The sequence below is a fragment of the Parasphingorhabdus flavimaris genome, assembly GCF_013371215.1.
Classification (GTDB): Bacteria; Pseudomonadota; Alphaproteobacteria; order Sphingomonadales; family Sphingomonadaceae; genus Parasphingorhabdus; species Parasphingorhabdus flavimaris.
This window is the reverse complement of sequence record NZ_JABWMH010000003.1, coordinates 673624-695668: the sequence shown is the minus strand read 5'-3', so window position 1 is coordinate 695668 and position 22045 is coordinate 673624. Positions and strand designations below refer to the sequence as shown.

Genomic DNA, 22045 nt, shown 5'->3' with positions numbered 1-22045 from the left:
TTTCAATAGCTTAGCTTGACTGTTTGCCGCTGTTTTGGCTGTGTGGCTACGCAGACTTTCGCACCGGTTCTCATCCTCTTGCTTACTATATGCTTACAGTTGAGACCCTCGAAAGCCGGCTGGTAACAGGAGGCTAAAAATGACGAAACTGACGAAGCGGATGATTGAAGGATTAAAGATAAAGGACAAGGACTATTTCATTTGGGAAAGCGAGCTCTCTGGTTTTGGCGTTCGCGTGTTTCCAACCGGCCGGATCAAGTTCGTATTACAATATCGGCATGGCCGGACATCACGCCGCATGTCGCTCGGGCAATATGGAGCAATGACGGTCGACCAGGCTCGAGGTTTAGCGATGAACAACCTCGCGAAGATACGCAACGACATCGACCCACTGCAAGAAAAGCGCGAGCGCCGCACTGCCCTCACCGTTAGCGAACTCGCCTCGAGATTTGACGATGAACACTGTGCCGTCCATCTCAAAGCGAGCACGGCTAAGGAATATCGGCGTAACCTGAAGCTGTTTATACTCCCTGCCATTGGGTCATTGCGGATCACTGATGTCACCCGAGCCGACATCTCCAAATTTCATCATGATTGGCGGCACCGGCCGTATCAGGCAAACCGCAATCTCGAGATTATATCGAAAATGTTCAACCTTGCTGAGCTCTGGGGATTGAGACCTGACGGAACAAACCCGCGTCGCCACATCAAAAAATATCCCGAAAAAAAGCGTGAGCGCTACTACTCGGCAGGCGAGCTGCAATCCATCGGGCGGGTGCTGGCCGAAATGGAAAATGAACATATCGAGTTACCATCCGCCATCGCAGCTGTTCGACTGCTGCTATTTACCGGCTGCAGGCTCAACGAAATTATGAAACTCGAATGGCAGTGGGTCGACCTCGACAATAATGTGTTGAATCTTCCTGACTCCAAAACCGGTGCAAAAACAGTACATCTTGGGCAGGCGGCGGTTGATGTGATTGAGCAAATTGAACGGTACGCTGACAACCCATATGTCATTGTAGGTCGCAATCCCGGTGCCCATCTCACCGACCTCCAGCCGTTCTGGCAACGTGTGCGCGGACGGGCTGGGCTTAAAGATGCACGCATTCATGACTTGCGGCATACTTTTGCCTCGATTGCGGTTAGCAACGGCATGAGCCTCCCAATGATCGGCAAGCTACTTGGGCACACGCAGGTTCAGACGACGGCCCGCTATGCTCATTTGGCGACAGAACCTATTATCGCTGCGGCGAACGACATCACAACTCTCATAGATGAAAGCCTGAAAGCTGCTGAACGATAGGCATCCAATTCATGTCTTAACTCAATATTGAGCGCTTCGATATTAAGTGTTGAGATATGTCCAGTCCAGCACAACCCTATCCCGGCGAGGTATCTCAGCCGCAAGAAATTTTAGCGTTGGCTGAAGAATATCGGCAAGCCGCCACTGCGCTGCGTGGACTACTCAAGACCAAACAGCCTCTTTCAACTGCTCCCTTTCGACTTTGCGCTATTCAAGCGATCGAGCTGTTTCTCAACAGTTTCTTGCTCCAAAACGGAATGAAGCCGAGTGAAATTCGCGCGCTACAGCACGACATGCAAAGACGCGCTGAATTATCTACGAACAACGGCTTGGTGCTACGCAAGAAAACTGCCGACCATCTAAAAACGTTAGCTAACAATCGTGAATACCTGATCTCTCGATACGAACCAGCTATGGTGAATTCCGTTTCTGAAATTAACCGGCTGCTAGCTACGATGGAAGAGGTCGCAAACAAAGTTCAAAAGCAATCCGGTAGCAAGGCCTCAATTCTGATAAATACTGGAATGGCAGCAATTGGGTAGGGAGCGATCATACCGCTGACCTGACAAAGACGGCCACTTTTAGGCCGATTGCGAACAGGCCGCTTTTAGGTGAAATGATCGGATATTAGACGCCCGACTTTCCTCCCAATCAATTTTCTTTCGTACCCACGTCCTATCAGTCTATAAGTACCTCTGAGTAGGCTGGCATTTCTCAATGGCTTGAGCCAAGTTTCATAACGAAGTGCATCTTCGAGAGGGAAAAAGAGCGAAACATTGGCCAACATAGGGGAAGCTACATACCTTTGGGTTGCTGAGACAGTCCTGCGTAAAGTAGGTCGGCCACTACGCGCAGCCGAGCTAGTAGATCGTGGCCTGGATGATCAACTGTTTGATGATCAGGACATTAGTAAGACGCCTCAGAAATCCATGCAGTCGCGGCTGAGCATGGAAATTCTCCGCAACGGTACGGAATCTAAATTTGTCCGAATTGCAAAAGGTCAATTTTTCTTGCGCGACCTTCTCGGCAAGGAGGGCGCCGCCGATAAAGGGCTCGAAGTCTATACCGCCCCACGACGTGAAGCACCACCAAGTTCGGAAAAGGTGTTGGCGATTCACCGAGACAAATATCGCTCGATTTTGGATTTCCAGGGCATCGGCTTGGGCCCGTTTGAGTCGCCAGAGAAGCTTCTCGACCGACGGTTGGTGACGTACCTTCCGCGAACTGAGGCTGAAACCCGTGATGATCTCAAGCAGTTCGTTACATACACGATCGTTCAACACGAGACGAAAATCCTCTCGTTCGTCCGTGGGCAATACAACCGTGCAGCCTCATTTCTGCGAGGCGCGAGGTGCGTTGGCTTTGGTGGTCACGTTACTGACGCCGATCTTTCCCTTTTCACGCAGACCGATTTGGGAATTCGAGCAAACGCAGTTCGTGAGATTGGCGAGGAGATTAATCTGCCCTCTGGGCGCCCGCAGATTGACCCAGAGAAGTTAGAAATTTTGGGCGTCTTAAATGACAATTCCTCAGCGGTTGGTGTCCGTCATTTAGCCATTGTCATGCGATATTGGGTTGAGGATTTTTCTAAATGGGAGAGGCCACAACGAGGAGAGGCGTCCATCAACCGTCTTCGCTGGATTGATACCAGGCATGAGCCACTCAATCTTTCAGACTTTGAGTATTGGTCGCAGCTTTGTATTCGGGAGTTCTATCCCCAAGCTCTTCGCACCACTCCTAGTTACAGAATACAGCGTCAAAACGTGTTTCGAGGCCGTCATATCGCCTGTGTCGTTGGCGCGATTGGCTCGGGCAAGTCCGCAACTACAAATGCGTTAATCGATCGAGCTGGCTACGAACAGATCAACAGCGGTGAGGTGCTGGCTAAGCTAATTGGTATTCCTCCAGTGCCCGCGTCTGATCGAGCTGTCTTTCAAAAGGCGGCGTTCGAATTCATTTCGAAACCAGATGGGCCAAGGAAATTAGCAGCTGCTCTTGATAGCGCCGCGAGGCAAATAGCGGGCGAACGGATCGTCATCGATGGAATTCGTCATCCAGAGACGCTGGCAGAGCTTAAAGAGATGTCGGACGTCCCGTTGGCTCTCATGTACGTCTACACCCCGCCTGATGTCGCATTTGAAATGTATCGGATGCGTGAAGACTATGGTTTGAGGGACATTGATTTTGACTCTTTCGTTGATCTCTATAACGCGCCTGTCGAAGGCCAAGTGAGATACATTATTCAAGACGCCGACGTCATTCTTTATAACTGGATTGGGTTGGTTGAATATGAGAAGGCAATCAATGAGATGCTGGCCAAATTAGGATTGAGACAATGAAAAACGGTGGTTACGATGACGGGTATTCCGCTGTCCCGTGTTTTTGGGGCGAAAGCCCAGGCAGCCTTGTTAAGCTGTTTCTCGACGAACATTCTGTAAGAGGAAATGTCATTCTCGACCTAGGGTGTGGTGAAGGCAAGAACGCGAGTGCGTTCACAGCAGCCGGGGCGGCCGCGATTGCAGTTGACTGTTCGCAGGATGCGATAACGAATGGCAAATCCATATTTAGAAATAGTCCTATTGACTGGCACATCGCAGACGCTACGAGTTTTGCTGCCTCGCAATCTGACGGGACGTATGATGTGGTCGTCGCCTACGGATTGCTACATTGCATGAATTCTGAAGCAGAAGCTGTCGCTTTGATAAATGATGTGCAGCGCCTCACTAAGCCTGAAGGGACGGTGATACTCGTAGCGTTTAACGATCGCTCACAGGACCTCTCAGCTCACCCCGGCTTTGAACCACTGCTAATGCCACATGATTGGTATGCGGGGAAGTTCGGCGGTTGGCACACCCAGGTACTTACAGATACTGATTTGCATGAGACACATCCACACAATGGTATTCCGCATCATCACTCACTGACGCGCCTTATTGCGAAGAAGCCTGCGTAATGGAGTCCTGCCCGCAAGAGCTGAGGTCCCTTTATCGAGCCGGTAGAGTCATTCCTTTCATTGGAGCTGGTGCTTCGATGTCGTTCAAATGGGATTTTCGCGGCGAAGAGGTGACGGGACCATCTTGGCGCGAACTGGTCGATGTGGCCTGCAAAATCATGAAATATCCCGAACCTGACCTCCTCAGGATGCGAGGAAGCGATCTTCAAATTCTGGAGTATTTTAGGCTTACAAAAGGCAGCTTTTCACCACTTACAAACTGGCTTGTTCGACGAATGGATCCGTCTGATGGTGAGCTTGCAGATTCAACACTGCATCAGACTATGGCGTCGCTGGATCAATGCAATCTTTTTTACACCACTAACTACGATGATTTTATAGAACGGTCGCTGCGTCTCTGCGGGCGAGAGGCCGTTGCCATAACCTCCGAGCGAGAAATGATCAGCAATGGGAACATTTCGCAGGTGGTGAAATACCACGGCGACTTTAATCGTCCAGAAGATATGGTTTTATCAGAACGCCACTACTATCGGCGGATGCAATTCGACGGCCCCTTGGACTGGAAGCTGCGCTCAGATTTGCTTAACCGGGTGTTACTGTTCATCGGCTATAGCTTCAATGATATGAACGTAGCGCTACTTTTCGAGCTAATTAATGCGGCTCTTGATACCTTGCCCGACAGTGTCTCCGGTAAGCGCGCCTACATTATTTCCCACAACCCTTCAGATTTCGAGTTTAAGCTGTTCGAGCGGCGGAATGTCACCGTAATCCCGACCTACGGCGATGATCGCACGGCCGCGACGGCCAAGGTTCTTCAGGAAATGTCCGCATGAAACCACCAACGGTCTTTTACGCAACTTCAAGCTCGTTCAAACGCGATGAGATCGCGATCCTTCGGAAAGAGCCGTTGAGCGTAGGACAGAGAGCAGACCCGACGCCAATTGGCGATTACTGTGATTTACAATTCACCAACGTAGCTACCAACGAACCGCTTGAAATATCGTTGAGCAAGATGGTCGACCACAAGGTTCGGTCAGCCTACCGGCAGCTGCTTACGCCTTGCATCGTCGAACATGCTGGCCTCATTTTTGAGGGGCAAGATTCGACAGGATTCCCAGGTGGCCTAACGCAACCGATGTGGGATTCTCTGCAGGCTGAGGGATTTCTCGAAAGAGTTGGCCGCCCGGGGGAGGTCGCCATTGCGCAAGCTGTTGTCGGCTACTGCGATGGCGTTAACGTCTGGACCTTTGTTGGCGAAACAAGAGGAACGCTCGCGACCGAACCGAAGGGGCAAAGGGAATTCTATTGGGATACGATTTTTTGTCCCGACGAATTCGGCGGGAAGACTTACGCTGAAGTGTGCGAACAGCCGGATGGATTGGCTCGCAAACTGACTGTCTCTCAATCAGCGAAGGCTGTGCGACAATTCGTCCAACATCTGAAGGATCATGGCCCTGGCAATCTTTTTGCTAATATACCTTGAGATGCATACCGTTCAGGCACGGGGTCCTACACTTGGTGAAGCCAAACCAACTTGAGCGGCCTGAGGTCCGCTTTTGAGCGGTCGAAGAATGGTCTGCAATGACCGAAATTGGGGCGCAAAGCGGACATAATATCTAGTGCCTGCGATTATCCGAATGTGGGACATTTCCTCCAGTGCTTTTTTTCAAAATTTACCTCGACCATTAAAAATGTTTGCGCTCACCAGTGACCTAAACATACAATTACGATATCAACGTTACCTACAACAAGATTTATCCAGATGAAGTGGTAACTAAAAATGCCCTCACGCCCTAGAGTAGGAGCAAAACCGGAAACGAAGTCCACAAAATCTAAGCCTGCCCGTAAGTCGTTCGCGCCGCGTAATCTTGTGATCATGCTGGACGGAACAGGCAATGAACTGGGGCGCAATCTTTCCAATGTCTTGAAGCTCTACCGCATCGCGCAAAAAAGCCAACAGCAGCTGGTCTATTACAGCCCGGGTGTTGGTACAATCAGCCGGATCAGTCCGTGGCAGCGCTTCCGCCAGAAACTGGTCGGTGTATTGGGTCTCGCCTTTGGCTTTGGGCTCGATGAAAATGTACTCGGCGCTTACCGCTTCCTCGTTGAAAACTATCAAAATGGCGACCGCATCTATTTGTTCGGGTTCAGCCGGGGCGCCTGGACGGCAAGAGTTCTCGCCGGGTTCATTCATTTGATCGGGCTACTGGAGCCTGAGCAAATCAATATGAGTGACAGCGCGCTTGGAACTTACAAGAAAGCGGCGAAAGACAATCAGCTTGATCTGGCATGGCACTTTGCCCGCGTGATTGGAGCACGCCGGGTTCCGATCGAGCTTATCGGTCTCTGGGAGACTGTTGCCTCGGTTCTCGTGCCTCGCCCTGACCGGTTCTGGATACCAAGCCTCGAGACATTGCCATATACGCTTCAGAACCCCTCGGTGGCACGGTTCCGGCATGCACTGGCGATTGATGAACGTCGCCGAATGTTCCGCGTCGCAAAGTGGAATGATCCGCAAAAATTCGAACCAAATCCATTCAACAAGAGCATGACTAAGAATCAGGATATCAAGCAGGTCTGGTTTGCAGGCGTCCATTCCGATGTCGGCGGCGGTTATCCGGAGAAAGAAAGCGCCCTGTCCAAATATCCGCTTGTCTGGATGGCCGAAGAGGCCAAGAAAGCAGGACTCAAGATTAGCACCCAGATGCTCAATCATCTAGCTTACGGAAAACCGCGCAAAGGCAGCAAGCATCAATATGAACCGCCCTCACCGACCGGGATGCTTCACAGATCGCTTACGGCCGGCTGGTGGGTGCTGGAGATCATCCCCAAAAATATTAGACACCGGGAGTGGAAGCGCTGGTCGCTACTTTGGCACTATGTCCCTTGGGCGGAACCTCGCCTCATCGGAGAAGCAGAAATCCATCCCTCAGTTGATGAGCGGAAGAACGCATTACCTGTTTACCGCCCCGTAAACGCACCGTAACGATAAGCATGCTGGCGTTTTCCTACACAAACCCTACGCGGTAACCAGACTATATGCGCCCTCCCGATCTTGAAGAGTGGGCCCTCGGACTTTTCGTTTTCCTGCTGGTTTTGCCAATGGCATATTGGTTGATGCGGGCGTTGTTTGCTTTGATACTGGGTTTGTAAAAAGGTATAAGTACCGGCGAATTGGAGTCGACCGATGAGATACAGCAGGCGACATTGCCCTGCCCCAATATTTAGAAGAACATCATCTTTTTTTGGAGATGTCGTATGTCGGTGGACCAAACCAGTCCGATCAAACGGTGCGCAATCTACACAAGAAAAAGCTCGAACCAACGTCTCGATCATGATGTGAACTCTCTAGTGACACAGCGTGAAATCTGCAGCGCGTACATTAAAAGCCAGCAGTATAAAGGTTGGGTAGAGTTGACTGATCGCTATGATGATGGAGGTCATTCAGGCAGCGGATTGGAACGGCCGGCGCTGGCGCAACTGATGCATGACATAGAAGCGGGCAAAGTGGATGCGGTAGTAGTCTACAAAATCGATAGGTTGACGAGGAGTCTGTTTGATTTCGTCCGCTTGATTGAGATTTTTGATCGCCAAAACATAACATTGACCTCGATCTCCCAAGCATTTGATACCTCCGATAGTATGGGGCGTATGATCCTGAACATCCTGCTCACATTCTCACAGTTTGAGCGTGAACTGATTTCCGAACGGACGCGCGATAGTCTCCGCACTCGCAAAAAACACGGATTGGTCCATGGAGGTTTGCCGCCATTTGGCTACATTTCCACTAAAGATGGACTGAGCATCGACAAGGCCGAAGCAGCGATCGTTCGTTTTATATTCAAAAAGTTTCTGCAAACTAGGCGCTACACAGCTGTAATGACGGCTGTGCGAGAAGCTGGATACTGCAGCTCAGTCAAATTGACAAAACAAGGCAATGCTCGTGGTGGAACTCTTATGAGTGCCGGCACGGTATACGGTATAATTCGCAATCCTATTTATGTCGGAGAAATTCGAGGAATAGGCACCACATATAAGGGAATTCATGAACCTATCATCTCACAAGAGGATTGGGAGGCGGCTCAGGCACTGAGCGCCAAGAGAAAAAAACGTCCTGCTGATGCTAGGGACACAAAACATTTCTTGGCCGGATTATTGTGGGATGATCTCGGACGCAAGATGCGGTTGGATCTTAACTGGCATCGAGGCAAGACCTACTGCGCATATGTGTCAAGCAATGCATATTGGTCCCAACGAGAATATCGCCGTGCTTATCGCTGTAACGCAGACAATCTGGACACGCTCATTTTTGCGTCGGTCTGTGATTTTTTTAGCGATCGGGGCAGGCTCCGAAGCGCACTCAAAGGCCTCGGGGTTTATGATGACGAACTGCATGAATTGTCTACGCGAGGCAAAGCAGCCGCCATACGTCTTAACAATACACCATCGGAAAAGTTGGAAGAGCTGTTTGCGGCACTAATTTATAAGATTGAAGTAGGTGAGGAGAGACTAGCAATCTACGTCCGATCGCTGGAATTGCGGCGATTCCTGCTTTGGGATAACAACTCTATCTTTCGAGGGCGACCAGCTGATTGGCCATGCAGCGACACCCGTTATGAGTTTGAAGTTGCTGCCCGTACTGTGACGGCAGAACGTTGGCCTTCGCTGCATATCAAACCACAAAGTAACTCGCAGGTAGCCAATCCCGACAAGAAACTCGTGAATTTGGTGCAGCGCGCAAGGAAAGCGCAGCGACTGGTGGAAGAGCATCGAGAGTGGTCGATTGAAGAACTCGCCCACAAACAAAATTGCCGACCCACGTTTTTTGCTCGCCTGATCCGATTGAACTATCTTGCACCGGACATCGTGACGGCCATCCTCGACGGTACTCAGCCTACAACCTTAACGCGCAAAATCGTACTCGAGTCGAATATTCCTACTGACTGGGCTATACAGCGCCAACTATTCGGGTTCTCGGCACCGGAAAGACGGATCGCCCCTCAACAGCTCTTTGGACGGGGAATGTGGCCGACGGCCACAAAGTAGTTCGCGACCTTAAATAGAGCGAAACAGCAAGAGATGTTAGCTGTTTTGCCATGTTTTGAACGCCAATAATTTGCAATTCTGGTCGCCATAACTACGCGACCAGCCTCTGATTGGCTCTGCGTAACTCTCGACTCACCCCCCTAGTGAGATTTCGCTGATTTGCTTTTTTTAGTCCCTCGCCGGTCTTTTCCTGAACGAGCCCAAGGTTTGAAAGCCCCCCCTCCCCGCTTTGATCACGCGATACGGGGTTTGAGAAATCACAGACGGGGTTTGAGGTATTGATGTACGGGGTTTGAAATACACTCAACGCGGGGTTTGAGAAATTAGAACGTTCGCTTATACGTTGATTTACTGGTCTAATTTAGCTCATTTTCGATGTGTAACTTCTTATTCTTAACATATTTAACAGAACTTTAAACGAAGCGGGCATTCAAGGATTAGGTTAGTAGGCTGAGCCAGCCTCTCTAACATTGCGCTGTAGATCGGAGCGGACAAAGCTCTCAAATGCTTGACTTACAGAACGAAGTTCAGTTCCCTTCTCCTCGTTCCATGCAATAAATTTCTTTTTCAAGTCCAGAAGGTTGGCCCCGGGATAACGCTCACTGCACTTTTTCAGAAAATCAGTATCATCGAGTGGGGCATATTTCTGCAAAGTCACTTCATTTAAAAATTCACACTTCTCTATCAGTCTGTTGTCTCGGTGAGTCCGAACAAGCGCGCCGACAAATTCGTGATGCGGATCCGGGCGTATATTAAGCATAGCTTCACCAGCTTTCGACAGTGGCAACCAATCAAGGATATAACCTGGAACTGCTGAAATTGCCAAATCTTTGAGCGATTTCGTGAACTGCGGCAGCCTCTGTTCAGCGCCAAATTTCTGATGCAACGTCGAAATTTTGAAGTTTATTCCGTTCGGCTGCCCATGCGCATGTTTGCGGCAAAGAGAATATAATCGCCGGCCTATTCCAGACCGTATTTTCATGTATGCGGGGTCGACGGCCAACAGGTTTTGAGTGCTGAGTAACTGCCTGTAGAGCCACGGTGAGAGTCGAATTGCCATGCCGCGCGGGAACCGATTATTGTCAGAGTAGATTTTCTTCCATCCGTTAATAAGTCGGATCTCTTGCTGAACACCCTTGGGGCAATGACCTATCGGACCTTTCAAGGTATACCTCGCTGATGAGAGGCGAGACATACAGTTGAATAGATCCTGATAGTCACTGCCTCCGGAATTTCTGTTTGCTGCTTCGAGCAAATTCCGCGGAACAACGTAAACAGTTTTGTCGCAGTCAAACATCTTGCTGTTGGCATCGGCAGCCATAATTTGTCGAAATGCTTCCGACACTATCACAAGGAATATATCCATATCCCACACATGCGGGATATACATTCCCTCACCGCTAGCCGCTCTGAACTCTAGATCGTTTCTAGACCGACAATATGATACGTCTCGAAGGCGTCGCTTGGATGGCACAAAGAATGGGAGCTCTGCAATGTCGCGTGGAATACGCAATTTGTTCGACGCAAGGTTGTCAACTACCCTGCCCTGCAACAGGGCAGTTTCGTAGTCAGAAACAGGGAATGGCTTATGGCCGACTTTAGGAAACGTTGACGCCACCGAGAAGCTCTAAGACAGGAACTCATCACCTTGTCGCTCATATTCTTCAATCTCTGAAATCCGGTACAGGACGCGTCCGCCAATGCGCACGTAATTTGGTCCACTGCGCTCGTAGCGCCAACGCTCTAGGGTTCGCCCACTGATGGACCAGCGAAGACTTAGTTCATGCTGATTAAAAAAGACGGGCGGATTTTTGATTCCAGACATTAGTGAATTCTCCAGGAAAGGTGGAGAGAATTACTAAGTGTGATTGCGCGTTAATAAGAGACAACAAAAGGGTGAGGATTAATATAGGTTTGTGGCTTACTCTAAGGCTTATTTTCGAGGAGCTCCCCTCAATTTAATAGATGCTGGTGCCTTTTCTCGCCATTGGACAGCGAACAAATTGGTGGTGACCTCGTCTGGATTTACTTCATTGGAAAGCTCATTGCGGCACAGATCAAAAGCCTCAGATTGCTTCACTCTGCCCGGTTTCCTTAGTGCGAACTCTGCGATCCATTTATCAACCATACTGCGGATTTTGGGTTTAGTAGATGCTACCAAAACATGATCGCTTTGAAGGGTTGAAATGACAACATTGGAAAACTGCAGAGGATTCGGTCCGTCTACGAATACTTGATTTGTGGGGGCGTAATATCTTGCTGCACTGGCTAAGCGGCTATCGAGGATTTTAAATTCGCTCGTGTCATTAAAGACGCCTTCCAGTTGCCAGATTTCGTCTCTGACTTTCTCCTTAACGCGCTCGAAAATAATGTCGACTAATGGCGATAAATAATAAGAACCGGTCCAATTATCGACAAGTGTCTTCCCTTTAGGACCATCGAAATACCAACTCCTGAACGCGTCCCATTCGTTATCTGATGTAATTTCCTGAAAAGCCTCAGGAAGCGGCGTATTCTTAAATTTTCTCATCTAGTTCTTCGCTTCTGACAAACATGAATGCCCCTTCCAATATTTGTGCCATTTAAGAGCCAAACCGCCCTTGACCATCGCACATGAAATGTCGCCAACCTTGGCTGAACTGCACCAAGCAGCTGTTCGTCTACCCCCTGCCCCGCCTAATGATTGGCAAGACAGTACCGGTCCCTTTATTTGAATGTGACCGTGGGGCCCAATTCCGGTCGGCCGGCCAAGCAATTTAACCAGGCCATCTCTTGCTTCAACGCCGGTTGCGGTGGGACAAGGGTGTCCAGTCCTACAGCTATTGTCAATTTCGCGTGCTGCGATACCAGACAATCTAATTCTCGGTCCTTCTGCGCACCATATCGGACCGTCTCCGTCCCACACAGCGACCGGCGTGCATGTGAAGGCCTGACCGGCCGGGACTACAGAATTCGCTAAAGCGAGGTACACGCTTATCATCATTATCTGGCCCTACCTTGTAGCCGGCGGCTGGTCAAAACGTTGCGGAGGAACTCCATACATTGCCAAATACGCATGAGTTTATGCAGACACCTCACTCGAGGATTTCCATAGCGTCTGCATCAAAGGGCTTTGCGAGACTCACCGCGTCGTCGTAGCCTCCCGATAACCAGCCGCCATAATCGTCAGGTTTAAGGATTACGGGCATGGCTTTGGGATGAACAAGTTCCACCAAGCTATTCGGTTCGCAGGTCAAGAACGCCATGCGCGGACCGGTATGAGTTTCCCGCCATATTCCAGCGAACGAAAACAGCGGCTCATCTTTCAACCCAAACCAGACCTTCTTCTTACTGCCCTTCTTACCTGTCCACTCGCAAAACGCTGTGACAGGACCGAGGCAACGTTGCTGTGGATCGACCAGCATGTTCTTCCAGAAATTACTGGTGAGATTGCGAACATTGGTGATCGGGCGCATTCCTTCTTTCCAGCCGGGCACGCCCCATGTCATGTTTACCAGAGAGTGCCGGCCGCCGGTTGCCGTCAATACCGGAGCTTCTTGATCCGGATAAATCGCGTCGTAGGATGGAATATTCGACCGGCTGCCTTCAAACTCGCCGAAGAGCTTCTTCATCTCGGCCGCAGTTGAGGTCATTCGGTAGAGGTTACACATGGGCGGGGCGGGCCAGGCTAATGCACGGCGGCAGGAGTATCGCGGTCCAGCCGTTGGATTAGGTCGATAATTGCAAGCCAGGCCTGATAGCCTTCCCGGTCGTTCCTCTCTAACATCGCATCAGCTTTGAATGCGGCATGGATAGCTGCTTCGTCTCCGAAATCAGCGTCAAATTTGGAGGCGATTGCCCAGAGTTCCCATTCCGAAAGCTTAGCCATAGAAAACTCCCTAGATTGGCTAGCCGATCAGCACTGCAATAATCAAGGCTGCCCCGACATAGATGAGCATTGATTGAAGTCGCTGTCTGATTTCGTAACTGAGCATAATGGGACGATATGCCTATCGGTTTTTCCTTTCCACATTTTTTTGGCATGCACTTCGCTCCGGCCGCCTGGTCTTCAATTGAAGACAGATGGCATTAATGCACCGGTTGAGATTGGCCGAACGCCTAATTGGGTCAAGATCCGCCAGATAGGTCCAGAAATCATCGAACGGCGACCGGCCGCCGTGTCGCAAGATATGCAAGGAAAACAGCAATGCTACGCGATTGCAGATTATCTTTACGGCCTCCGCATTGCTCCAACACACCTTCGAGCGCAACTAGCGCCATCCAGATGAGCCTGTCTTCGGACACATAACTCATGGTTTACGGCGCAATGCCCAGATGAGCGAGGATATGCTTGCGATAACTGCGGCAAAAGCTGCCACGATTGCACTGTCGATGATAAGCATAAGACACGTCTTCCATGATTCGGAAAATCCTATGTTCTATATTTGTTCTACGTAGGACAGCAGAATCTGGATCGCCGGCCGGCACGGCGATCAAAATGACCAGCAGCCGAAGACTCAAATTTCAAACGTTCTATCACTTCGTCAGTATTCCATATTGTCCGCCTGTCAGCTTCGCGCCCAATTGCCGCCATATCATAGTCGAAAATTGTGCCTAATTGCGGCCATTCCACTCGCGCTGCTTACTCGAGCTCGAATGGCAACAACTGCGTGAGAAGCTGTCGTTTAATGGGTGATGAGCGGAAATATGTTATCAACAGGGAACCAATTGATGAATTGAACGTATTGTCGCTGAGGCCGATATTTGTGAGGATCTGCGGCCATCTCGGTTTGACAAACAATTTCACAGCATCTCGGTACTGATATGCGTTCAAGTAGGTGCGGCACCACAATGCGTCATAAGAATATGATCCCGGCCTTCACCGCAATTTTATCACTGGCCAGTTTGAACGCGACACCCTCTCGTGCTCAAGCGTTGGATAGCCCACAATCTCCAACAGAACCGCGTGCGCCGATCATCGACGATTCCGAATTTGATCGGACGATCCCGGCAATCGACGAAAATCCAGATGCTACGATGGGCAGCGTGGAAGAATGGGATGCCGAACAGCAGAGGCTGGAACGCGAGACACAGCAAGAAGATTCGGAGGATGGTCTGTCGGCTCTGCCTGCACTGCAAGATGCAGATCCGGACGAGTTGATTGCCGATGCGCCGGTCAATGATCCTGAAATCGACGATCCGCTGACACCGATTGAGGGTTTTGATGTCGAGCCATTTGATGAGCGCCAGTATACGGAAGCAGACGACGGCGAGCAAACGGCGTCATTGCGATATGATTATAGGATAGATGGTCTCGAAAGCCTCGACGAAAGCGGGAAGACTCAAGTGCGTCCTGTCAGTGCGGATGATATTCGCAGCCTGTTTGAGGAGCTCTCTGCGCTCGAAGAGGCTGACGGCAAGGCCGCGAACGGCGCAATGGTTTCGGCCCGGATGCAAGAGGACCAGCAATTGCTGGTCGATATCATGACCGGTCAGGGATTTTTTGACGCGTCGGTAAACGGTATGGTCGAGCTTCCCGAGACCGAAGGCGAGAAACTGACCGTTGTACTCCAGGTTGAGCCCGGCAGGCGCTATAATCTCGGCGCGATAATATTCGATGCTGACAGAGTCGTCCCCGAAGACCTGATCACCAAGAATTTCGTACCGAAAACGGGTGAACCAATTGTCGCCGAGCGGGTCTTGGCCGCCGAAGCCAATATTGCAGTGGTTCTGCCACAGGAAGGCTATCCTTTTGCTGAAACCGGCCAGCGAGATATTCTACTCGACCCCGACACTGGCACGGGCGATTATATGCTGCCTGTCAATATTGGCCCACGTAGCAGCTATGGTGAGATAGTCACGAACGGCACAACCGCTTTCGATGCTGACCATATCGCGGTGCTGAGCCGGTTCGAAAAAGGTGCGCTTTACGACAGCCGCATGGTCGACGACCTCCGCAAGGCCTTGGTCGCCACGGGTCTGTTTTCAATTGTATCGGTCAAGCCAACCGCGAGTGGAGAAGCCGCGCCGGACGGGACCGAATATGCGACTATCAATGTCGAGCAGGTAGCAGGGCCACCGCGCACTCTGGCGGGCAGCGCTGGCTATAGTACCGGGCAGGGCTTTCGTGTGGAAGGCAGCTGGACCCATCGCAATCTATTCCCGCCAGAAGGCGCGCTGATCGCGAGCGGAGTGGCAGGAACCCAGGAGCAGGGGGCATCGCTGACTTTCAGGCGCAGCAATGCCGGTCGCCGCGACAGAACGGTCGAACTGGGAATCTCCGCGTTGCACAGTGATTTTGAGGCCTATGAGGCTTTCACCGGAAAGCTGGCCGGGCGCATCTCCTACGACAGCACCCCAATCTGGCAAAAGCGTTTAACCTATAGCTATGGTTTCGAGATTCTCGGCACCAATGAACAAGATTTCAATTTTACTACCGGCGAAAGGGATCGGCGTACTTTTTACGTCGCCGCGCTGCCGGGGCAGGTCACGTTTGATACGACCGACAGTTTGCTTGATCCGACGCAAGGCTTCCGTCTGTCGGCGAAACTATCGCCCGAAGCATCGCTCGGCAGCGGCACGCAAATCTATGGCCGCGGCCTTCTCGAAGGAACCGCATATTTCCAGGTCGATGACGGTATCATCATTGCGGGCCGTACGCGCGTCGGGTCTATCGCTGGCGCGGACCGCGAACTGATCGCACCCTCCAGGCGCTATTATGCCGGCGGTGGCGGATCCGTACGCGGCTTCGGATATCAGGAACTTGGTCCCAAAGACACTGAAGACCGTCCGATTGGCGGGCGCAGCCTGGTCGAAGCGGCGGCGGAAGTCCGTTACCGCTTTGGCGACTACGGAATCGTCGGTTTTGTAGATGCCGGGCAAGTCTACACGAGCTCCACTCCGGGCTTTGACAATTTGCGCTACGGCGTCGGCATAGGCGGGCGCTTTTACACCAATTTCGGACCACTCAGGGTCGATGTTGCCACCCCGATAAACCGGCAACCGGGTGAATCGCGAGTTTCGGTATATATCTCGATCGGACAGGCATTCTGATGGCGGATAACGAAACCATGAGCGAGACAGAGGCTTACGGGCCCTTGACTCATAAAGTTGCGATCTGGTCGGGAGCATTGATCGCGCTGGTTCTGGTGATCCTGATTGCCGGCTATCTCTGGCTGGACAGCAACAGCGGACATCGCTTTGTCGCAAACCAGATTGAGGGCTTCGAGTTCGAAAACGGTATGGAACTGGAGATCGACGAGATCAGCGGTTCCATCTACGGCGAGATGGAAATTGCCGGTCTGAAAATCCGAGATCCGCAAGGTGTTTTCGCCACCGCCGACACCGTCAGAATGGACTGGCGGCCCTTCGCTTTCATTGGCAGTCATGTTGATATTCGCTCGCTAATCATTCCGAAAGCTAGTCTGCTCCGCATGCCTGAATTTTTACCAACAGAGTCCGAGGGGCCCCTGTTGCCCGACCTCGATATAGATGTTGATAGACTGGAAGTCGGAGAGCTGGATATTGCCAAGGTGATAACTGGCGAACGTCACATGCTCAGCCTGTCGGCGGAGGTGAAAATTGCTGATGCCCGCGCGCTTCTAAACGGACGAGCCCGGGCGCTTGCAAGGCCGGGCGTTGCAGGCGGCGACAGTTTGAAATTCAGACTCGACGCCATGCCGGAACAGAATAAGCTCGACCTCGCGCTCAATCTGGATGCTCCGGAAAATGGACTTGTAGCCGGTTTCTCCGGAACTGGTCAGCCGATGAGCCTCGCACTGAACGGCAAGGGAGACTGGGCCAAATGGAACGGTACACTGGAAGGCAAAAGCGGCGAGGACATGCTCGCAGACGTAGCCATATCGGCACGGAACGGTACATTCACAGTGCGCGGCGATGCACGTCCCGGATTATTTGTTTCCGGCCCCGGCCAGAACATGCTCGAGCCAGTCACCCGCATCGACTTTACCGCCGCCGGTGAGGACCGGAAGTTCGACATCAACGGACGGATTGATAGCGACAATTTCGTTTTGGCGACCAACGGTGTGGTTGATCTCGGCAACAACCGGATGCAGGATCTCAACGTCGATTTCCGATTGCTTCAGCCATCGGTAATTGCAGCCAATGTAAATGGCGCCGGCGTCACCGCCAATATGATATTGAACGGTGATTTCGCTGCCCCCGCTATCGCATATACAATCAATGCAGCGCGCATCGGCTTTGATGACACTACGGTGATCGGCTTACGCGCTAGCGGCAATGTAGCGTTGAAAGAGGAGCAGTGGCGCATTCCCTTGCGGGCGCGAGCACAACGGATCGCCGGATTAGACGAAGGCGTCGGCGCGTTGCTCACGAATGTGCGGCTGGACGGCGACTTCGGATATGCCAAAGGCAGACTGCTTTCCGAAAATCTCAAGATTGTTTCAGACCGGATTAACGCAACCGCAGTGATCGTTGCCGATCTCAACCAGGGACTTTATACCGGAGGCCTCAAGGGGCGCATCAACGGCTACCGGGTCGAAAGCGTGGGGGTCTTCAATATCGATAGCGATATCGATCTGAAGTCCGGGAAAAACGGTGCCTTTGTACTGACCGGCACAGTCCGCGCGCGGTCGAGCCAGATATTCAACGAAGGTGCTCGCGAATTTCTCGGCGGCAACAGCCTGATCGTCGCCAAACTATCCTATGACACGGACGGCATCGCGCGGGTCCGCAGTCTGAATGTTGCAGCTCCATCTTTCCGGCTGACCCAAGGCAGTGGCAGCTATACGCCGTCTGGCGGAATCAATTTTGCAGCCAAGGGTATGTCTGACCAATATGGGCCGATCGGCGTAAAAGTCAGCGGCAGCGTGGCCCGCCCGGTTGCCGTAATAGCCGCTGCGCGCCCTGGTTTCGGAGTGGGCATGAATAATGTGGTTGCCACTATCAGGGGCAATGCCAAGGGTTATGCCATCGTCGCCGATGGCAATAGCGATTACGGAGAGTTTGACGCCAATGTCGATATTCTCGCGGGTAGCGGGCCGCTGACGGTCGACGTGAACAGCGGAACCCAGTTTGCCGGAGTCGGTTTGACAGGCCGCATCCGTCAGACCGGAGCCGGTCCATTTTCCGGGCAACTGGCCGCCAGTGGTTCCGGGATAGAGGGGGACGTGATCCTGAGCGCCTTCAGCGGGAAGCAGCGGGCAATCATCGCCGCAACCGCCGTCCAAACCCTATTGCCAGGCCCTGCCAATCTGGCGATCGAGCGGGCCATCATCGATGCCGATATCATTGTTTACGACCAGCCGCAGGTTGTTGCCGATGTCCAGATCCAGGGCCTGCAAATGCAAGATCTGCAAATTGCTGCCGCGCGGGCAAAAATCGATTATCTTGGCGGACAAGGCACAGCGAAAATCATGGCGGAGGGCCGAAATCAGGTTCCATTCCGTTTTGCGGCCAACGCCGTCCTCGATCCCGAGCTTTGGCGAGTGGCGCTTGACGGCCGGGCCAACGGCGTTGAATTTAAAACCCGCAAAGCCGCGCGAATCATCCCCGGGCGCGACAAATATAGCCTGCTCCCCACGACCATCGACTTGTCGAAAGGCAGCATTCAGTTGGCGGGCGATTACGGGCGCGGCCTCAATATTCAAAGCCGGTTGAACAACGTCAACCTGGCGCTGATCAATCCGATGATGCCCGGTCTTGGTCTCGGGGGAATAGCGACGGGTAGCCTCGATTTTTCCCAAAGCTCGCCCAGCGCCTTTCCGGAAGCGGACGCGCGCCTGCGGATCGACAATTTTACCCGCACCAGCCTGGCGTCGGTATCGCAGCCGGTGGATCTGCACTTTGTCGGACGGCTGCTCGCTGATGGCGGCAATGCTCGTGCGATATTCCGGCGCAGGGGTGCTGCTATTGGCCGGATGCATGTAAACCTGACGCCGCTTCCACCTGCTGCCGGATCATGGACGACGCGGTTGCTTGCCGCGCCGCTATCCGGCGGCCTGCGCTATAATGGACCGGCGAGTACCTTATTCTCTCTCGCGGCGCTTCCCGATCAGGATCTGCGGGGCCCTATCGGCGTGGCGGCAGACTTCTCCGGTCGAGTGCAGTCACCGGTACTGACCGGTGTGGTTCGGGCGAACAAGCTGGTTTACGAAAACAACGCCTACGGCACCCGCCTGACCAATATGAAGATAAATGGCAACTTCACCAACGACCGTTTGGAGGTGACCGAGTTGACCGCCAATGCCGGAGACGGAACAATCAGCGGCAAGGGTTTTGTGTCGTTGAGTTCCGCCAAGGGCTATCCGCTGCAATTGGCACTCGATCTGGACAATGCAACGCTTGCAAAAGGCAGCGATCTTGCCGCATCGGCCACCGGCGAAATCCAGCTGGTCAACAATTCGACCACCCCTGCGACGATCCGTGGCCGTATTCGCCTGCCCGAAACGCGCTACAAGATCGTGTATGAAGGATCGACGAAAGTCGCGACCCTGACCGGAGTGCGGCGCAAGCCTGCTCTGGGTCGCAAGAAAATCACCGGCGATGCGGAACCGATCAGCGGGGTGCCCGGCAACTGGAAGCTGGACATCGATCTGATCGCCGACAACCAGATTTATGTCAGCGGGATGGGGCTCGATTCCGAATGGTCCGCCGATATCAAGGTGCGCGGCACCACCGGCAAGCCTGTGCTGACCGGTGGTATTGACCTGATCCGCGGAACGCTGGGCTTTGCCGGTCGGTCTTTCGATCTGGAATCAGGGCGCCTGCGCTTCAATGGCGGTTCGATGACCAACCCGACGTTACTGCTGACAGCCAGTGGTGAAGTGGATGACGTGAACATCAACGTCAACATCACGGGCAGCGCCGAGAACCCGGAAATCGCGTTCAGTTCGACACCCGGCTTGCCGCAGGACGAGATTATGGCGCGCATATTATTTGGTAATTCGATCGGCGAACTGACACCTATCCAGGCCGTGCAACTGGCATCGTCCCTCAACGGATTGCGTGGCGGTGGTGGCGGCCTCAATCCGCTTGGTGTGCTGCAGTCGTCGGTGGGCATCGATCGCCTGCGCATATTGGGTGCAGACAAGGACACGGGCCGCAGCACATCAATTGCCGCCGGGCAATATATAACCAATGACGTCTATGTCGAGATCGTGACCGATGCGCGCGGCTATACGGCGACACAGCTGGAAATCAGCCTGACGCCTGCGCTGTCGGTGCTGAGTTCGGTCGGCAGCTTTGGCGGTTCGAACGTCAACCTGCGATACCGGAAGGACTATTGATGGGGCGACAGATAATATTGCTGGCAATCTCGATATTATCGTTGAGCGCTTGCGAGAAAGATTTTGACGAAAAATATCAGGACAATCTCGATCAGCTGAATGAAGAAGCCCAGAGAATCGAGGCCGGCGTCAACGAACATCTGGCCGAGGGACGCAAGGCGGATAAGGCGATCGAGTCTGCAGGACAACCGGTCGAAGCAATCCAAGAGGAAAACGGGGCGACCCAATGAGCGCTGAGCATGGCGATGACAAAGTGCAATCCGGCGAGGTTCATCAAGATTCCAGTCCGCACGATATCGAGGCGCGGACTCCGGGCGCGACGGCCCGAACACCGCTCCATTTCCCGCCAAAAGCATGGTGGGCGATACTGAAGCGCCTATATGTGATGAACGACTTTCACAATCTGCCCTTGCTGTCGGCCGGCGTTGCGTTTTTTGCTTTTCTCGCCTTCGTGCCACTGATCGCCGTCATCGTACTGCTCTACGGCCTCGTCGGTGACCCCGATACGGTCACCAACAGCATCGAACAATTGTCTGCCATCCTACCCACTGCCGTGCTTACCATCCTGCGCGAGCAGATGCTGTCGGTCGTCAACACGAACAAGGCCGCGCAGGGCCTCGGCCTGGCGCTTGCCTTGTTTGTCTCGACCTATGGCGCGACGCGAGCGGCAAATGCGATGATGAAAGCGCTCAATATCATCTACGAAGAACATGAATCGCGTAATATTTTCATGACGACACTGGTTGGCGCGCAGATTACCATCGGCATGGCGGGGGTCGCGATTGTCGGCCTGACCGCAATCTCGCTATTCACCTATATCAGCAATTTCCTGCAGGGCTATCTTGGCGATAGTGTGCTGGTCTTTCTGAAGCTGGCGATCTGGCTGACGGCGGGATTTCTGGTCAGCCTGACCTTTGGCTTGTTCTTTCGCTATGCACCCGACCGCCGCCCCGCAAAATGGCGCTGGCTCTCGCTGGGGTCGGTAGTGGCAACTCTGCTCTGGTTATTGATCACCGTAGGCTTCGGCTATTATGCCGCCAATGTCAGCGATTATAACGCGACTTACGGATCGCTCGCTGCGGTGGTTATTTTTCTTATGTGGCTGTTCCTCTCGGCATATTCCGTATTGATCGGTGCCGAAATAAATGCGGAAATCGAACGGCAGACGTTCGAGGATTCGACGACCGGAAAAGACAGGCCGATCGGCGAGCGCGGCGCGGTCATGGCAGATACCATCCTTCTCGGCGAAGCCAGCCGCAAAATTCTTGAAAAGAAGCAACGCCGACGCGCGGACCGGCTCGCTCGGAAGCTAGCAAGCGAAGATGTGAACGATGCCGGTAGCCGATAGATACATGGGTTCGCCGACATCGGTGGCTATCATGGCTCACCAATATCCGCCTTATTGAAGATTTCCATGAACAGAAGGCCTGCTAACAGCTAAGCGCTGAAACCGACCTTGGATCGCATGATTTGCTGCTTCCCAACCAATTTTGT

Annotated in this window: 16 protein-coding genes; 12 read left to right on the top strand and 4 right to left on the bottom strand. The window is 52.6% G+C overall.

Features of this window, described 5'->3' with window-relative positions:
• Positions 1-139 precede the first annotated feature (139 nt).
• The 8 genes from HUO14_RS12180 to HUO14_RS12145 all read left to right on the top strand — a co-directional run bounded on the left by HUO14_RS12180 (position 140) and on the right by HUO14_RS12145 (position 9305).
• Complete coding sequence (locus tag HUO14_RS12180; protein WP_176280067.1) at positions 140-1306, top strand: tyrosine-type recombinase/integrase; 1167 nt, start codon at positions 140-142, stop codon at positions 1304-1306.
• Between the two features lie 56 nt (positions 1307-1362).
• Complete coding sequence (locus HUO14_RS12175; RefSeq protein ID WP_176280066.1) at positions 1363-1848, top strand: HEPN domain-containing protein; 486 nt, start codon at positions 1363-1365, stop codon at positions 1846-1848.
• Between the two features lie 234 nt (positions 1849-2082).
• Entirely contained in the window at positions 2083-3645 is a 1563-nt protein-coding gene (locus tag HUO14_RS12170) for an HTH domain-containing protein (protein WP_176280065.1), read from the top strand.
• A complete protein-coding gene (locus HUO14_RS12165; protein WP_176280064.1) occupies positions 3642-4259 on the top strand; it encodes a class I SAM-dependent methyltransferase in 618 nt (205 codons plus the stop codon). The genes HUO14_RS12170 and HUO14_RS12165 overlap by 4 nt, the downstream gene beginning before the upstream one ends.
• Before the next feature lie 77 nt (positions 4260-4336).
• The gene (locus tag HUO14_RS12160; protein ID WP_217908000.1) at positions 4337-5092 is read left to right on the top strand and encodes an SIR2 family protein; all 756 of its coding nucleotides are present in this window, start codon (positions 4337-4339) and stop codon (positions 5090-5092) included.
• Positions 5089-5742 (top strand): non-canonical purine NTP pyrophosphatase, encoded by a 654-nt coding sequence (locus HUO14_RS12155; protein ID WP_176280062.1) that lies wholly within the window; start codon positions 5089-5091, stop codon positions 5740-5742. The genes HUO14_RS12160 and HUO14_RS12155 overlap by 4 nt, the downstream gene beginning before the upstream one ends.
• Positions 5743-6129: 387 nt before the next feature.
• Positions 6130-7245: a DUF2235 domain-containing protein gene (locus HUO14_RS12150; RefSeq protein WP_343046099.1), complete on the top strand. Its 1116-nt coding sequence runs from the start codon at positions 6130-6132 to the stop codon at positions 7243-7245.
• Between the two features lie 272 nt (positions 7246-7517).
• Positions 7518-9305 (top strand): recombinase family protein, encoded by a 1788-nt coding sequence (locus HUO14_RS12145; RefSeq protein WP_176280060.1) that lies wholly within the window; start codon positions 7518-7520, stop codon positions 9303-9305.
• Between the two features lie 442 nt (positions 9306-9747).
• Here HUO14_RS12145 and HUO14_RS12140 read toward each other — a convergent pair whose 3' ends face one another.
• From HUO14_RS12140 to HUO14_RS12125, 4 genes are all read right to left on the bottom strand, one after another.
• The gene (locus tag HUO14_RS12140; protein WP_176280059.1) at positions 9748-10923 is read right to left on the bottom strand and encodes a replication initiator protein A; all 1176 of its coding nucleotides are present in this window, start codon (positions 10921-10923) and stop codon (positions 9748-9750) included.
• Between the two features lie 315 nt (positions 10924-11238).
• Positions 11239-11835 carry a hypothetical protein gene (locus HUO14_RS12135; RefSeq protein WP_176280058.1) on the bottom strand — a complete coding sequence of 199 codons (597 nt, stop codon included), beginning with the start codon at positions 11833-11835 and terminating at the stop codon, positions 11239-11241.
• A 544-nt stretch (positions 11836-12379) separates the two neighbouring features.
• Positions 12380-12955 carry an SOS response-associated peptidase gene (locus HUO14_RS12130; RefSeq protein WP_281365399.1) on the bottom strand — a complete coding sequence of 192 codons (576 nt, stop codon included), beginning with the start codon at positions 12953-12955 and terminating at the stop codon, positions 12380-12382.
• A 17-nt stretch (positions 12956-12972) separates the two neighbouring features.
• Entirely contained in the window at positions 12973-13173 is a 201-nt protein-coding gene (locus HUO14_RS12125) for a hypothetical protein (RefSeq protein WP_176280056.1), read from the bottom strand.
• A 962-nt stretch (positions 13174-14135) separates the two neighbouring features.
• On the opposite strand from HUO14_RS12125, the gene HUO14_RS12120 reads away from it, so the two are divergent.
• The 4 genes from HUO14_RS12120 to HUO14_RS12105 are packed head-to-tail and all read left to right on the top strand — an operon-like array spanning position 14136 to position 21899.
• A complete protein-coding gene (locus HUO14_RS12120; RefSeq protein ID WP_246255545.1) occupies positions 14136-16337 on the top strand; it encodes an autotransporter assembly complex protein TamA in 2202 nt (733 codons plus the stop codon).
• Positions 16337-20551 (top strand): translocation/assembly module TamB domain-containing protein, encoded by a 4215-nt coding sequence (locus HUO14_RS12115; RefSeq protein ID WP_176280055.1) that lies wholly within the window; start codon positions 16337-16339, stop codon positions 20549-20551. The genes HUO14_RS12120 and HUO14_RS12115 overlap by 1 nt, the downstream gene beginning before the upstream one ends.
• Positions 20551-20781: a hypothetical protein gene (locus HUO14_RS12110; RefSeq protein ID WP_176280054.1), complete on the top strand. Its 231-nt coding sequence runs from the start codon at positions 20551-20553 to the stop codon at positions 20779-20781. Before HUO14_RS12115 ends, HUO14_RS12110 begins: the two co-directional genes overlap by 1 nt.
• Complete coding sequence (locus tag HUO14_RS12105; RefSeq protein ID WP_246255542.1) at positions 20778-21899, top strand: YihY/virulence factor BrkB family protein; 1122 nt, start codon at positions 20778-20780, stop codon at positions 21897-21899. The genes HUO14_RS12110 and HUO14_RS12105 overlap by 4 nt, the downstream gene beginning before the upstream one ends.
• The last annotated feature ends 146 nt before the right edge of the window (positions 21900-22045 follow it).